The sequence below is a fragment of the Natronorubrum tibetense GA33 genome, assembly GCF_000383975.1.
Taxonomy (GTDB): Archaea; Halobacteriota; Halobacteria; order Halobacteriales; family Natrialbaceae; genus Natronorubrum; species Natronorubrum tibetense.
Genome location: NZ_KB913017.1, coordinates 1,880,206 through 1,894,117 on the forward strand (window position 1 = coordinate 1,880,206; position 13,912 = coordinate 1,894,117).

14 protein-coding genes and 1 pseudogene are annotated in these 13,912 nt (G+C 62.3%); 6 read left to right on the forward strand and 9 right to left on the reverse strand.

Features of this window, described 5'->3' with window-relative positions:
• Positions 1-26: 26 nt before the first annotated feature.
• Positions 27-791, reverse strand: a complete 765-nt coding sequence (locus NATTI_RS0109715) for a DUF5781 family protein (protein ID WP_006087700.1) — start codon at positions 789-791, stop codon at positions 27-29.
• Positions 792-1,149: 358 nt separating this feature from the next.
• Here NATTI_RS0109715 and NATTI_RS0109725 point away from each other — a divergent pair, with 358 nt between their 5' ends.
• Together NATTI_RS0109725 and NATTI_RS0109730 are read left to right on the forward strand one after the other, a co-directional pair.
• Positions 1,150-3,336: an elongation factor EF-2 gene (locus NATTI_RS0109725; RefSeq protein WP_006087701.1), complete on the forward strand. Its 2,187-nt coding sequence runs from the start codon at positions 1,150-1,152 to the stop codon at positions 3,334-3,336.
• A 481-nt stretch (positions 3,337-3,817) separates the two neighbouring features.
• On the forward strand, positions 3,818-5,485 hold the full coding sequence (locus tag NATTI_RS0109730) for a S8 family serine peptidase (protein ID WP_027119110.1): 1,668 nt from the start codon (positions 3,818-3,820) through the stop codon (positions 5,483-5,485).
• Between the two features lie 45 nt (positions 5,486-5,530).
• On the opposite strand, the gene NATTI_RS0109735 is transcribed toward NATTI_RS0109730, so the two are convergent.
• Complete coding sequence (locus tag NATTI_RS0109735; RefSeq protein ID WP_006087703.1) at positions 5,531-6,787, reverse strand: RNA-guided endonuclease InsQ/TnpB family protein; 1,257 nt, start codon at positions 6,785-6,787, stop codon at positions 5,531-5,533.
• 232 nt (positions 6,788-7,019) lie between these two features.
• The gene (serS, locus tag NATTI_RS0109740; RefSeq protein WP_006087704.1) at positions 7,020-8,399 is read right to left on the reverse strand and encodes a serine--tRNA ligase; all 1,380 of its coding nucleotides are present in this window, start codon (positions 8,397-8,399) and stop codon (positions 7,020-7,022) included.
• 143 nt (positions 8,400-8,542) lie between these two features.
• Here serS and NATTI_RS0109745 point away from each other — a divergent pair, with 143 nt between their 5' ends.
• Positions 8,543-9,751, forward strand: a complete 1,209-nt coding sequence (locus NATTI_RS0109745) for a potassium channel family protein (RefSeq protein WP_006087705.1) — start codon at positions 8,543-8,545, stop codon at positions 9,749-9,751.
• A 54-nt stretch (positions 9,752-9,805) separates the two neighbouring features.
• Here the strand turns inward: NATTI_RS0109745 and NATTI_RS26500 are convergent, their stop codons facing one another.
• The 4 genes from NATTI_RS26500 to NATTI_RS0109765 all read right to left on the reverse strand — a co-directional run bounded on the left by NATTI_RS26500 (position 9,806) and on the right by NATTI_RS0109765 (position 11,710).
• On the reverse strand, positions 9,806-9,943 hold the full coding sequence (locus NATTI_RS26500) for a hypothetical protein (RefSeq protein WP_019991787.1): 138 nt from the start codon (positions 9,941-9,943) through the stop codon (positions 9,806-9,808).
• A gap of 272 nt (positions 9,944-10,215) precedes the next feature.
• Complete coding sequence (locus tag NATTI_RS0109755; RefSeq protein WP_027119111.1) at positions 10,216-10,494, reverse strand: hypothetical protein; 279 nt, start codon at positions 10,492-10,494, stop codon at positions 10,216-10,218.
• A 62-nt stretch (positions 10,495-10,556) separates the two neighbouring features.
• Complete coding sequence (locus NATTI_RS0109760) at positions 10,557-11,141, reverse strand: magnesium transporter (protein ID WP_006087708.1); 585 nt, start codon at positions 11,139-11,141, stop codon at positions 10,557-10,559.
• Complete coding sequence (locus tag NATTI_RS0109765; protein ID WP_006087709.1) at positions 11,141-11,710, reverse strand: magnesium transporter; 570 nt, start codon at positions 11,708-11,710, stop codon at positions 11,141-11,143. Before NATTI_RS0109765 ends, NATTI_RS0109760 begins: the two co-directional genes overlap by 1 nt.
• Before the next feature lie 66 nt (positions 11,711-11,776).
• On the opposite strand from NATTI_RS0109765, the pseudogene NATTI_RS27480 reads away from it, so the two are divergent.
• From NATTI_RS27480 to NATTI_RS0109775, 3 genes and pseudogenes are all read left to right on the forward strand, one after another.
• Positions 11,777-11,937: pseudogene (locus NATTI_RS27480) on the forward strand (magnesium transporter); the annotation flags it as partial.
• A gap of 101 nt (positions 11,938-12,038) precedes the next feature.
• Complete coding sequence (locus NATTI_RS0109770; protein WP_006087710.1) at positions 12,039-12,233, forward strand: cold-shock protein; 195 nt, start codon at positions 12,039-12,041, stop codon at positions 12,231-12,233.
• Between the two features lie 265 nt (positions 12,234-12,498).
• On the forward strand, positions 12,499-12,939 hold the full coding sequence (locus NATTI_RS0109775; RefSeq protein WP_006087711.1) for a universal stress protein: 441 nt from the start codon (positions 12,499-12,501) through the stop codon (positions 12,937-12,939).
• Here NATTI_RS0109775 and NATTI_RS0109780 read toward each other — a convergent pair.
• Together NATTI_RS0109780 and NATTI_RS0109785 are read right to left on the reverse strand one after the other, a co-directional pair.
• Positions 12,936-13,331: a fluoride efflux transporter FluC gene (locus NATTI_RS0109780; protein ID WP_006087712.1), complete on the reverse strand. Its 396-nt coding sequence runs from the start codon at positions 13,329-13,331 to the stop codon at positions 12,936-12,938. The two genes, NATTI_RS0109775 and NATTI_RS0109780, sit on opposite strands and share 4 nt — an antisense overlap.
• A complete protein-coding gene (locus NATTI_RS0109785; protein ID WP_006087713.1) occupies positions 13,328-13,738 on the reverse strand; it encodes a fluoride efflux transporter FluC in 411 nt (136 codons plus the stop codon). The genes NATTI_RS0109780 and NATTI_RS0109785 overlap by 4 nt, the downstream gene beginning before the upstream one ends.
• Positions 13,739-13,912: the final 174 nt, after the last annotated feature.

Here is a 13,912-nt window from a genome sequence, read left to right on the forward strand (position 1 = left end):
CTCAGTCCGATAGCAGTCAGCAACGGTCAGTCCGCCGCGGGCCTCTCACGTCCGTCCGCACCGACGTACGCACGGGTCGCGTCGACAAGCACCTGGCGATACGTACTCGAGTCGGGATCGCAAGCGAGTTCGCGAAAGCGGCGTTTGAATCCCTCGAAGTCGACGTGCGGGGCGTCCATCGCGGCCGCGTACGCGAGATCGTACAGCCGGTGGTCGTCGTCGACGAGGTCGTGGCGTTCGGCGAGTGCGAGCGCGAACGCAGCGTTGACCGCCGTGATATCCGGATCGGAACTCGCCGAGAGGCGCTCGAATCCCGGACGGGACGGTGTTTCGGGGCGGTCGGCGATCGCCATCGCGAGACTCGACTCGAGGAAGGAGAGCAGTTTCTCGCCGGGACCGACGGCGAGTGTGATGTCATCGGCGTAGATGTCTTTCATGTGGTTGGCGATCTGGTAGCAGTGGGCCAGCTTGCGCCGTTCGACGCTCTTGCCGGCGAGCGCGAGGTAGAGCACTTCTTCCGTCGACTGTGTGTGTGAGGGATGTTCCTGTTCGTGTCTGGCCATGTGGGCGAACTCGTGGAGGGCCAGTTCGCGAGCCATGGCACTCGAGGCGGCCTGCCTGGAGATGTTCAGCACGTGGCGGTCGTCGTGGTGGCCAGCCCAGGTCCGTTCGTCGGGGTCGTCTCGGAGTTGGACGTGGACCGGTAACGAGAGGTCGTGTTCGGTCTCGAACAGATCTCGAGCACCGAGGAACGGAGAGGTGGGACCGGCACCCTGCACGCGGAGATCCATGTGTATCAGTACCAAGTTCCGGCGGCCTATGTCTCTTGCGCCCGATTTCGATGGACGAAGGTCGCCGCGGTTCGCGACAACCGACGGTTGCCGAGCAGGATTCGGCTGTTGGATTCTCGTTCTATCGAGTTCGTAACCGGTTGTCGCGCCGGACGTGACAGCCGACCGCTTTCGTCGACATCGCGCTCTCACTCAGCGTCCGCTTCGACGGCGAGTTCGGCGCTGGATCCGCCGCGTTGGTTGTGTGGTATTCACTCACCTAAACTGGAAATTTCGGCGCGAAAACCGGGAAATTCGACGGATTCCGACGGCGACGAAACACTACCCTTTTGACCCCGCTACCGGTAACAGGGTGTATATGGGCCGACGCAAGAAGATCGTCCAAGAGTGTGAACGGCTGATGGACGAACCGGAGAACATCCGGAACATCGCCATCGCCGCTCACGTCGACCACGGAAAAACGACCCTTTCTGACAACCTCCTCGCGGGTGCGGGCATGATCTCTGACGAGACTGCCGGCGAACAGCTCGCGATGGACACGGAGGAAGACGAGCAGGAACGCGGGATCACCATCGACGCGGCGAACGTTTCGATGACCCACGAGTACGAGGATACCAACCACCTCATCAACCTCATCGACACGCCGGGCCACGTCGACTTCGGTGGCGACGTCACCCGTGCGATGCGCGCCGTCGACGGTGCGCTCGTCGTCGTCGACGCCGTCGAAGGGGCCATGCCCCAGACGGAGACGGTGCTACGACAGGCGCTCCGCGAGGGCGTCAAGCCGACCCTGTTCATCAATAAGGTCGACCGTCTCATCTCGGAGCTACAGGAAGGTCCTGAAGAGATGCAACAGCGTCTCGTCTCGGTCATCCACGACGTCAACGAACTCATCCGTGGCATGACCCAGGATATGGACGACATCGAGGACTGGACCGTCTCCGTCGAAGAGGGGACCGTCGGCTTCGGATCCGCCCTCTACAAATGGGGTGTTTCGATGCCGTCGATGCAGCGCACCGGGATGGACTTCGGCGAGATCATGGAACTCGAGCGCAACGACAACCGTCAGGAACTCCACGAGCGGACGCCGCTGTCGGACGTCGTGCTCGACATGGTCTGTGAGCACTTCCCGAACCCCGTCGACGCCCAGCCGATGCGCATCCCGCGCATCTGGCGCGGTGACGACGAGTCCGACCTCGCGGACACGATGCGCCTCGTCGATGAGGATGGCGAGGTCGTTTTCATGGTTACCGACATCGCAATGGACCCACACGCAGGCGAAGTCGCCTCCGGTCGCGTTTTCTCGGGTAGCCTCGAGAAGGGTCAGGAGCTGTACGTCTCCGGGACTGCGGGCAAAAACCGCGTTCAGTCCGTCGGGATCTACATGGGTGGCGAACGTGAGGAAGTGGACCACGTTCCAGCAGGGAACATCGCCGCCGTCACCGGTCTCCGAGACGCCATCGCCGGTTCGACCGTCTCCTCTATCGAGATGACGCCGTTCGAGTCGATCGAGCACATCTCGGAGCCGGTCATTACGAAGAGCGTCGAGGCCCAGACTATGGACGACCTGCCGAAGCTCATCGAGACGCTGCGCCAGGTCTCCAAGGAGGACCCGACGATCCAGATTACGATCAACGAGGACACCGGCGAGCACCTGATCTCCGGGCAGGGTGAGCTTCACCTCGAGGTTATCACTCAGCGTATCGAGAAGAACCAGGGCATTCCGGTCAACACCGGTGAGCCGATCGTCGTCTACCGCGAGCAGCCCCAGCAGCCGAGCGACGAGATCGAGGGTATCTCGCCAAACCGTCACAACCGCTTCTACGTCTCGATCGAGCCGATGCCGGACGAACTGGTCGACGTGATCAAGATGGGCGAGGCCTCGATGGACATGCCAGAGCAGGAACGTCGTGAGGCCCTGCAGGAGGCCGGCATGGACAAAGACGACTCCCAGGAAGTCGAACACATCCACGGGACGAATATCCTCGTCGACGATACCAAGGGGATTCAGCACCTGAACGAGACGATGGAACTCGTGATCGAAGGATTCGAGGACGCCCTCGACAACGGCCCGCTCGCGAACGAGCCGGTCCAGGGGACGCTCATCCGATTGCACGACGCCCGACTCCACGAGGACACCATCCACCGCGGCCCAGCACAGGTCATCCCGGCAACCCGAAACGCGCTCCACAAGGCGCTGATCGACGGGAAGATCAAGCTGCTCGAGCCGATGCAGGACGCTCGGATCGACGTGCCAAACGACCACATGGGTGCCGCCTCCGGCGAGATTCAGGGTCGTCGCGGCCGCGTCGACGACATGTACCAGGAGGGTGACCTCATGGTCGTCGAGGGTATCGCGCCCGTCGACGAGATGATCGGCTTCGCAAGCGACATCCGCTCCGCGACCGAGGGTCGCGCCGCCTGGAACACCGAGAACGCCGGCTTCGAGGTCATGTCCGACTCCCTCCAGCGCGAGAAGATTATGGAGATTCGCGAGCGCAAGGGCATGAAGCTCGAGCTGCCGCCGAGCATCGACTACATCTAAGCCACCACGGTTCCGTTTCCTCGATTCCGTTCTTTTTCCCGTTTCACTGTTCCCACGCGCCGCTGGCTGCTTGTCCTCGAGTCGTTTCGCCCGCCACAGATGGGGGCGTTCGCGTCTCGTCGGACAACCGGACAGCAATACACCGCACGGTCCTCGAACGGGTTGGGTCGTACGGATTGATCCCTCTCGCGCCTGAAGACGCGGGAATCAGTCCCGACGCGAGCCAGAACGGTGGAATCGAACCATCGTGGCGAGACACTGACGACGTACTTGAAGACCGTTCGTCGCCCGACGAATAGTTTCTAGAAACTCCTCTAAAATTTACTCTGCAATCTTATTGATTACCTCCTAGTAGCTGCACTGAGATTCGCATGCATGAGTGACTATGACAACATATCGAAATTGATATCTTAGTATTTTATTAAAATTCGATTAGTTTGGAAAGTTTTTAAGTACGGAAGGTAATGGTATCTGCCGGAGTATGACAGAAGAAAACACACACAAGCTCGACAGACGGTCAGTGTTACAAGCAGCCGGAGCACTCGGTGCCCTGTTCGGCATCAGTGGCGTCGCATCGGCTACGCCGGGACGCGAACCGGGGCCGAAAAAGAACGAGATCGTCGTCGGTGTCGGGCCGTCGGTTTCGAGTCCGAAGCAAGCTGTCGACCCCCAGATACCGAACTCTGCGGAGATCGTCCACACCAACGAAACGCTCGGTTACGTGGCCGTCGAGTTCCCCGACAGTGCCGCGGAAACGGCGAAAACGAACTTCAAAAAGAACGTTCTCGAGGGCGAGGGCATCGAGTACGCCGAAGACAACGTCACCTTCGAGACGCTCGAGATGGAGGCTCTCGAGAGCGACGACGACGCTGCAGGAACGGAAGACGTCGACGCGAGCGTCGTCGACGACCCGCTGTACGACAGCCAGTACGCGCCACAGCAGGTCAACTGTCCCGAAGCCTGGGAGGAGACGCTGGGTGACTCGGACGTGACGATCTCGATCGTCGACCAGGGGATCCAGTACGATCACGAGAACCTCGCGGAGAACATGGACGACAGCGTCTCGAACTACGGCTACGACTTCGTCGATGGGAACGACGATCCCTACCCCGTTAGCGCCGGCGAGGACCACGGGACGCACGTGGGCGGTATCGCAGCCGGCGGTACCGACAACGGCGAGGGACACGCCGGCATCTCGAACTGTTCGATGCTGTCGGCTCGAGCACTGGGCGACGGCGGCGGCGGGTCCCTGACGGATATCGCCGACGCGATCCAGTGGTCTGCCGACCAGGGTGCCGACGTCATCAACATGTCGCTGGGAGGCGGCGGATACACGGAACTGATGGACGACGCGTGTGCCTACGCCCAGAACGAGGGATCGCTGCTCGTCGCTGCGGCTGGCAACGACTCCGGTGGGAGCGTCTCGTACCCGGCCGCCTACGACGCGGTCGTGGCCGTGTCGTCGCTGGACGAAGGCGAAACCCTGTCGTCGTTCTCGAACGTCGGGCCGGAGATCGAACTGGCCGCTCCCGGGGGCGACGTTCTGTCGACGGTCAACTGGGACGATTACGACTCGTATTCGGGGACGTCGATGGCGTCACCCGTCGCCGCGGGCGTTGCGGGCCTCGCACTCTCGGCGTGGCCGTCGCTCTCGAACGAGGAACTTCGAAGTCACCTCCACGAAACGGCCGTCGACATCGGTCTCTCGGGCGATGAACAGGGATACGGCCGCGTGGATGCGGGCAACGCAGTAACGACGGAGCCGGGAACAGATCCGGATCCTGATCCTGATCCAGATCCCGACCCGGGCGAGTGCGGCGACGAAGAAAACACTGTCAGCGCCGAGGGATCACTCAGCGACGGCTGGTGGGGCAACCCGAGCGACAGCTACAGCTACGAACTCGAGACGGAGAACCCGTGTAGCGCTACCGTGACGCTGGAGGGGCCCTCGGACGCGACGTTCGATCTGTACCTGACCCTCGATGGGCGCCAGCCATCGACCAGCGACTACGACGAGGCGTCGGCCGACTGGGGCGCCGACGAGGAGATCGAAGTCGACCTCGACGGCGACGAGGAGTTCGGCATCCTGGTCGATCGGTACAGTGGGAGCGGATCCTACACGATCACGGTCGAAGAACTCGGAAATTGACATCCTCACCCGCCTGAAGACGGGTGAATCCCAAGCGTTGGGATATTAGGGTTTGCAGTCTCCCTGCTCTCTCGGTGTGAACCGTCCGCTCTCGCGGTCGAACAGGAACACTCTGGGCTGTGCCAACCAGCCGTTACTCATATCCCCCGTCGGGGGACTCTGGGTTATCTTTCTGCGAATATTCACTGCACCATTCACGTCTGCGTTCATCGTCGTTCCGCACGACTCACAGACGTACAGCCCGCGCTCCACACGGTTGCTGTCCCGAATCTGCCCACAACACGAACACGTCTTACTCGTGTTCGCTTCGTCAACGCGATCGACGAGGATGCCGTGTTCCTCGGCTTTGTATTCGAGCAGGTTCGTGAACCGGTCGAACTCCCATCCGTGCAACTTCTTGTTGCCAGATTGCCCCCAGTTCCGCGAGTCGGCGTTCTCGTCTTCGCGGATCTCGCTGAGGTCGCCAACCGCTATTTTCTCCACGCCTTCTTCGACACACCGTTGGACGATGTGTTTTGAGAGCGTGTGGAGAAAGTGGTCTTTGCGCCGGGAAAGTTTCTGCCGGGCCTTCAACGCACGCTTCGACGGGCCGTTCTCGCCTTCAGTCTGATACTCGTCGCGGGTGAAGTAGTGTTTGTCTTCTTTCAGCGTGTTCCCCGGATACAACTCTGAAGACCCGTCCTCGTAGTCGATTGCGAGGTAGTTACTAATTCCGAGGTCGATGCCCGCCGTGTTGTTGCCGGGGGCGTCTTCGACTGCAATCTGTTTCTTGCAGACGAGGTGAAGTTCCCACTCGTCTCCGTTCCAGACGGCACGCACTTGCTGGATGTTCTCGACTTCTACATCGGGCCGAGTTTCGTATTCGGCAAGGATGAAGTCCGACCGTCCGTCTTTCAGATTCCAGCCTTTCGAAAGGCGAAGCTGACCGTGTTTGTCGTCGTGTTTGATACCCTTCTGTTTCCACGTCACGGTGGAGCGTGGGTGTCGGTCGCCACGTTTCCGGTAGCCCGGTGGGTTGTTACCATCGTCGGAGTTGTACCAGCCAGTGAACGCCTCAGCAAGTTCTTCAAGAACTCGCTGACTTGACTGAGAATGCAGGTCACTGTAGCGCTCGTGGTCTTTCAACTCAGATTTCATCTCGGCTTCGTCGGGTATCTCACCGTCCTCATCCCACCGGCCTTGGATGTAGTAGCGTCCAACATTCCACAGTTTGGATGCTGCGAACCCGCACTGGTCGAGGTCGTCACGAACTTGACTGTAGTTCGTGATGCGTGCGACGTAGGTGCGGGTTGTCTCCAACATCGTACTGTCTTCATAACCAGTTATGGAATAAAGTATATTAAAGAATATGTTTGACGTGGAATATTCCAGCCTTGTCTGAGTCGGTGGAACGTATCACTGAGTGACGGCGCGTATCCACGGCCTGAAGACCGAGGTATTGCGCCTGTTCAGCGTATAACCCGAACAGCCACAGGATCAAATCGCTTTTTTCGCCGGTAGGAACGGCCGAAACGACGCACGAGGGACGTGGCTGTTACTCTCGTTCGCCCGCACCCAACGCCGACTCGCCGACCTTCTCGTGGCCCTTGATGACCTCTTGGCCGCCCATGTACGGCTGCAGAGCCTCGGGAATCTCGACCGTACCGTCCTCGTTCTGATAGTACTCGAGGATCGCCACCATCACGCGCGGAATCGCGAGCCCCGAGGCGTTCAGGGTGTGGAGGTACTCGGCCGACTCGTGGCGTTCGGGTCGGTAGCGCAGGCCGGCGCGTCGGGCCTGGAACTCCTCGAAGTTCGAGGCCGATGAGACCTCGAGCCAGCGGCCGCCGTCCTCGGGACCGTCGTCCATGTCGTCGCCGGGCGCCCAGACCTCGATATCGTAGGTCTTCGCGCTCGCGAAGGTCAGATCGCCGGTACAGAGCTCGAGGATACGGTAGGGAAGGCCGAGCTGGCGGAGCACTTCCTCGGCTTCGTCGAGCAGGGCCTCGAGGCGGTCGTAGCTCTCCTCGGGTTCGACGAAGTTGACGAGTTCGACCTTGTTGAACTGGTGGACGCGGACGATCCCGCGGGTTTCGGTGCCGTGCTCGCCGGCTTCACGACGGAAGTTCGGGGTGTAGGCCTGGTGTTTGAGCGGGAGGTCGTCCTTAAGCAGGATCTCGTCGGCGTACATGTTGGTGACCGGCACCTCTGCAGTGGGACAGAGCCAGAGGTCGTCATCGTCGTACTCCTCCTCGTTGCTCCCGCCGAGTCGGTACGCGTCGTCGGCGAACTTGGGAAGTTGGCCGGTGCCTCGCATCGACTCGCTCGTGACGGGAACCGGCGGGAAGACGTCGACGTACTCCTGCTCGCGGTGGAGATCCAGCATGAACTGAATCAGCGCGTGCTCGAGTCGCGCGCCGTCGCCTTTGAGGAAATAAAAGCCCGAGCCGGTGGTCTTGGCCCCGCGGGCCTCGTCGATGATGTCCAGGTCCTCGCCGAGGTCGTAGTGTGGCGTGATCTCGTCGGCGTCGACGCGGAGGTCGTCGAACCCCCAGCGCCGGTCCTCGACGTTGTGGCGTTCATCGACGCCCTTCGGAACGCTCTCGTGAGGGAGCTGTGGCACCTCGAGCAGGCGCTCCTCGAGTTCGTCCTGCAGTTCGGTGGCCTCGCTCTCTACCTCTTCGATATCGGCTTTGAGCTCCTTCGACTGGGCGATCGCCTCGTCCTTTTCCTCCTGTTTGCCCTCGGCGACCAGTTCGCCGATCTGCTGGGTGACCTGGTTGCGCTCGTGACGGAGTTCGTCGCCGCGAGCTTTCAGTTCCCGCCAGCGTTCGTCGATCTCGAGGAGTTCGTCGAGATCGATGTCGGCACCTCGAGCCTCGAGGCCGTCGCGCACCGCCTCGGGGTTGTCGCGTAGATAGGTCCGGTCGAGCATTGCTCGTGCGTTCTTTGCGCCCGGGCAAAACCGTGTCGGAAGCCAGCGTCGGGCGATCACCGGGATCAGCGGGGCTAACCAACGGCTCGTTGGCCCGGTCCTCGCGGGAAACGCTTTTTTCGACGGGCGACCGAGTTCGACCTATGGACCCGCTCGAGGGCGAAGCGTCGTCGGTATCGGTGGAGTACGAACCGGTCAGCGTCAAGGACGTGCTCATCGAGATGAAAGACACCGCGGAGTTGCTCATCGACCTCTCGTACTCGGCGGTCCTCCACCGCAACGTGGATCTCGCACAGGAAGTACTTCGGCTCGAAGAGCGGATGAACGTCCTCGAGCTCCGCGCGCGGATGAGTCTCATGATGGCCGTCCGCAAGCCGGCCGACGCGGAGGAGCTCGCGCCCGTGCTGGGCATCGTCGCCGCCGCCGATGCGATCAGCGATGCGGCGGGCGACATCGCGAAGATCGTTCTCGAGGAGATGGGGCTTCCGGAAGCCATGCGCGCCGCCCTGCCCGAAGCCGCCGAGGTGCTCGTTCGGGGCGTCGTCGATTCCGACTCCGAGTACGCCGATCGCACGCTGGAGGATATCGACCTCGAGTCCGAGACCGGCGTGCGCGTGATCGCGCTCCGACGCGGTGAGGACTGGCTGTTGAATCCCGGGCCGACGACGACCGTCTCGAGCGGCGACGTCGCGCTCCTTCGCGGTCCCGATACGGCCATCGGCGACGTCTGCGAGGTGTTGACCGGCGACGTTTACGAGACGCCGACCGTCGACGATCCGGGCATTCCAGATCTCGAGCGGGCCGTGGACACGATCATCCACATGAAGAACCTCTCGGAGCTGGCGGTCGATCTGGCCTACAGCAGCGTGCTGTTCGACAGCGCGGAGCTGGCCGAGGAGGTCCGAAATTTGGAGGTCGAGGTCGACGCCATGCAGTCGCGCTTCGAGGCCTGGACGCTCCGGGCGGCCGCCGACGCGGAGGATCCGGTCGTACTGCGGGGACTCATCAGGCTGGGAACTAGCACGGAGGTCATCAGCGACGCGGCGATCGACATCAGCGAGGGCGTGCTCCGGGATATCGACGTCCACCCGGTGGTTCAGCTGGCGGTTCAGGAGAGCGACGAGATCATCACCCGCGTCGAGGTCGAACCGGGCAGCGACCTCGACGGCACGACGGTCACCTCGGGGGTCCCCGAGGTCGAGTCGACGATGTCGGTGATCGCCATCCGTCGGCCGGGAGACGGCTGGCTGCTGGTGACTGACGCCGACGCAGAACTCCGGGGCGGCGACGTCTTGATTTCGAAGGGAACCCGAACAGCCGCGGAGGCGTTCGAGGAACTCGCTCGAGCCTGATCGAGTCGTCGATTTTCCGTCCCGGTTCGGCTTCGCCGTCTCGCGTAGACGGCGCTATCCGGCGTACGCGATCAGCATCGAGACCAACTCGAGGTAGACGAGCGCGCCGAGGACGGCGACGACGACGGCGAGGGTAAGCGGCACGAGTGTCGGCGGCTGTTTCTGAAACCGGATCGTTCGAAGCAGCCCCATCATTGGTCGGCTCGCCTCCGGTCTGCGGGCTCTCGGTGAGGGGAGTGTCGAGTTCGGCCGCGTCGGATCGGGTGGGTGACCATACAGATGAGCCCACATCGTCACACTTGAAACTCAGTCAGACGCCCGACGGACGGGCAGCGGACAGCAGTTTCACGAGTTCGCGGGCACCTTCCCGTAGCGCCTCTCTACGCCCCGATGGCCCGCGATTCGGTCGTTTCTCGCTACCGGTGTACTCGTCGAAATCGGTGGACGGCTCGAATGGATCGCCGTTACTCGTCTCGAAGCGCGCTCGCGACCGCCTCGAGTTCCGACTTTCGCAGTGGACGCTCGGCACGCTCCGGATCGTCGTCCTCGAGGATGCCGTTTTTCCAGAGAATCCCCGCACGCATCTGGGGTTTCGAGGGGAGGCCGTTCGTCCCGATATCGTAGTCGACGGCGTCGCAGATCGCAGCGAGCGCTTCTTTGGTAAAGGCGGTCGACTCCATGCGCTCGTACCGACCCACGGCCTGTCGGATTTCGTTTCGGAGGTCGTCGACAGTTGGAGACACGCGTCTCCAAACGGACGGATCGCCCGTGTAGATTCCGGTCACGTCCCGAAGCGCTCAGCGGGTCAGAAACCGAGGACCAGCGCCGAGACGCCGATGAAAATGACCATTCCGAAGACGTCGACGACGTTCGTGACGATCGGGATCGTCGTGTCGTCGGGGTCGATTCCCAGCCGGTAGGAGCCGTAGGTCGCCGCGAAGCTGAAGACGATCGCGATGACGGCCACCGACATCCCACTGACGAGCGAGATCAGAAGCAGCGTGCCGAAGCCGATGACTCCGCCGAAGACGATCACATCGATCGCCGCGGCACCGATCGCCAGTGCCGTGAAAATCGTCGCCGCGAGCGCGAGAATAGCCGCCACGTCCGCCCAGAGCTCCCGATCGCGCGGGTCGAGTTCGGTCGTCCCCAGGTGAAAGCGCGTCGACAGCCGCGAGCTCAAGATTGCGCCGAGGTTGCCGCCCATGTCGACCATCGTCGGCACCATCACCGCGAGGACGGCGAACTCCTCTAACATCTCCTCGGCACCCTCGAGCGTGATCCCGGCCCAGAGGACGATGATCGAGAGCACGACGAGCAGCGGGAACATGTTGCTCACGATGCGCTTCCAGTTCCACGTGCCGAGCGAGCCGCCGGCGGGGACGACCATCAGACGAGCACCTCCACGAGGCCGATCGCGAACAGCATGAACAGCATGCCGAAGATGTCACCGAGGGTCGTCACGATCGGGCCAACGAGGTTGTCGGGATCGTAGCCGTGTTTGTACCCCAAAAAAATCAGCGCGAGCAGGCCGAAGATGAGGACGATCGAGGTCAGGACGCCGGCGACGAGCATGATGCCGACGAGTTCGTACAGCGCGGCGACCTCCCAGCCGATCACCAGCAGCGCTCCCCACGTGACCACGCCGATAACGATCGAGATCCCGATTCCGTTGACGAACGAGGCGATGACGGCGTTGACCAGTCGATCGTTCCACTCGAACCGCGGTTCGATGAGCCCCTGGTGGAGCCCGCTCGAGATGCGCCCACCCAGCGCGCCGTAGACGTTCCCTCGCGTCGCCAGAAAGACGGGCACCATCACGAGCAGCCCCGGAAAGCGGTCGACGCTCTCGAGGATCCCCTCGAGCACCAATCCGGCGAAGAGCCCACCGCCCAGTGCGATCAACAGGATAGGGAGCGCCTCCCGGTAGATGGACCAGAAGTCGCCGCGAACGCTCATATCAGCAAATCACTGAGTCCGATGTTAAACGTACCGGGACGGGAGCGCCGGTAGCCGCGGTGGCGGTCCGTCGTCGGCTACAGCATCCCCGAAATATGAACAGGCTCGGCTTCGATCCGGCAGCCGCGTCGGAGCCGCTGATCACGACGGTCACGGACGCGAGGGCACTATTGCGCTCCTTCGGAGCGGCAGCCTCTGTTCCGGGAACTGTCGTGACTCGCCGATAACGCGGCTCGGGGGATATTTTCGGTTCCCTTTTTACGCACGAAAGCGTGGTACCACGACCCTCACAAGGGTTATCCGTGGCCCGGCACTACATTTGTTCGTAATGGCAAACGGTAACGTTGATTTCTTCAACGACACAGGCGGCTACGGTTTCATTTCGACGGACGACGCGGACGATGACGTATTCTTCCACATGGAAGACGTCGGCGGCCCGGACCTCGAAGAAGGCACCGAGATCGAATTCGACATCGAACAGGCCCCCAAGGGTCCCCGCGCGACGAACGTCGTCCGCAACTAATTTCTGCGTTCACCGTCGCCTGACGGCGATATTGAACGACGATTTCACATTTCGCACAGTTATCGTAGCCACTGCAACGGTTTACGCACAAATCGCCGACCCGACTGGCGATCAGGTGTGCACTGACTTGCAGTGGCTACTATACATCTCGAGCCACCGCCGACGGGACTGAGTGCGCTCGGTCAGCGGACGATGCTCCACGGCTCGAATCACGACCCGATCCGCGACCGGTATTTCTTTTTGAACACTCCTCCGTTACAATGGTATGGACCACCACGTTCTCGTCCCCGTGGACGGCTCGAGACCCGCGCGTTCGGCCATCGAGTACGCCCTCGAGACGTTCCCGGACGCTCGACTGACGCTGCTGTACGTCGTCGACCCCGCGGTCGACTACAGCCGCCGCCAGTCGTATCCGGGCTACACGGCCGACGACGAACACGGGACCGAACGCCAGAAGGGGGAGGCCGTCCTCGAGTCGCTCCGCGAGGGCGTCCCGAACGACCGGACCGTCGAGACGACACTCGAGGTCGGCCGGCCGGCGAGAACGATCGTCGACCACGCCGACGAGCACGGTTTCGACGGAATCGTCCTCGGCAGCCACGGACGGGAGGGGACGGCGCGCTATCTGCTCGGAAGTGTCGCAGAACAGGTCGTTCGACGTGCCGGCGTCCCCGTCACGGTCATCCGCGACACGAGTAACGACTAGAACAGCCCCAGCGCGACGAGTCCCCACGCGAGTCCGATCGCCAGAAGCGAGAGCGCGAGGTTCCCGCCGGCGTTGACGACGGCGAGCAGTCGGTCGCCCCGTTCGTACAGTTGGACGGTCTCGACGGAGAACGAGGAGAACGTCGTGAACGCGCCGCAGATACCGATTCCGACGAACTGGAGCGTCGACTCGCCCGCGCCGGCGAACATCGCGAGTCCGAAGACGAAACTGCCGATCACGTTTACCGCGAGCGTCGGCCACGGGAACCGATCGCTCGAGAACTCCAGGTAGACCCAGTGGCGCAACACGGCCCCGATTGCACCGCCGGTGCCGACGACGTGTGCGGGTTCGGGGTCGAAGGTAACGAACCCGGGAACTGTGCTTTCGATCACGCTGTCTCACCTCCGGCGGAGGGAGTGGCGTCGTCGCGAAGCCGGCGTGCAAGTACCCGACTCGCGAGGACGGCGGTAAAGCCGAGTCCGTAGTTGCCGGCGACGATGGCGACGAGCAGGAGGGGGTCGGCCGAAAGCGCCGATTGAATCGCAAACGTGCTGTAGGTCGTCAACGACGAGAGAAAGCCGGTGGTGAAGACGGTTCGCGATCTCCTGGCGACGAGTCCCGAGTACTCAGCCTCGTAGACCAGGAATCCGAGCGCGAAACAGCCCAGCACGTTGACCAGCAACACGGCCTGGACGTCCGAGAACAGGCCGAGTGCGAAGTACCGGAGGTTCGAACCGGCGAAGCCGCCGATACCGATCAGTGCGAGCGTCTCGAGTCGAACGATGGGGTGGTCTGCCATGGCTGATACGTTGACAGGGACCGTCAGCCGCCCTCGCGGCCGGACGCGACCGTCGATTTCACAACGGCGGACGCCGCCTGCGAGCGTTCGGCAGTTGGGTCGGGCGGGCCCCATCGCCCGGATACGGCGGTGTACTCACAGGGTCGTCTTGAGAATTGCGGAACATCGGCTCGA

Bases quoted from the DNA above. Each gene is read 5' to 3' on its own strand.
- NATTI_RS0109785 (WP_006087713.1), bottom strand. From the start codon at position 13,738: ATGGCAGACCACCCCATCGTTCGACTCGAGACGCTCGCACTGATCGGT.
- NATTI_RS0109775 (WP_006087711.1), top strand. From the start codon at position 12,499: ATGGACCACCACGTTCTCGTCCCCGTGGACGGCTCGAGACCCGCGCGT.
- NATTI_RS0109730 (WP_027119110.1), top strand. From the start codon at position 3,818: ATGACAGAAGAAAACACACACAAGCTCGACAGACGGTCAGTGTTACAA.
- NATTI_RS0109765 (WP_006087709.1), bottom strand. From the start codon at position 11,710: ATGAGCGTTCGCGGCGACTTCTGGTCCATCTACCGGGAGGCGCTCCCT.
- NATTI_RS0109745 (WP_006087705.1), top strand. From the start codon at position 8,543: ATGGACCCGCTCGAGGGCGAAGCGTCGTCGGTATCGGTGGAGTACGAA.
- NATTI_RS0109760 (WP_006087708.1), bottom strand. From the start codon at position 11,141: ATGGTCGTCCCCGCCGGCGGCTCGCTCGGCACGTGGAACTGGAAGCGC.
- NATTI_RS0109770 (WP_006087710.1), top strand. From the start codon at position 12,039: ATGGCAAACGGTAACGTTGATTTCTTCAACGACACAGGCGGCTACGGT.
- NATTI_RS0109735 (WP_006087703.1), bottom strand. From the start codon at position 6,787: ATGTTGGAGACAACCCGCACCTACGTCGCACGCATCACGAACTACAGT.
- NATTI_RS0109715 (WP_006087700.1), bottom strand. From the start codon at position 791: ATGGATCTCCGCGTGCAGGGTGCCGGTCCCACCTCTCCGTTCCTCGGT.
- NATTI_RS26500 (WP_019991787.1), bottom strand. From the start codon at position 9,943: ATGGGGCTGCTTCGAACGATCCGGTTTCAGAAACAGCCGCCGACACTC.
- serS (WP_006087704.1), bottom strand. From the start codon at position 8,399: ATGCTCGACCGGACCTATCTACGCGACAACCCCGAGGCGGTGCGCGAC.
- NATTI_RS0109725 (WP_006087701.1), top strand. From the start codon at position 1,150: ATGGGCCGACGCAAGAAGATCGTCCAAGAGTGTGAACGGCTGATGGAC.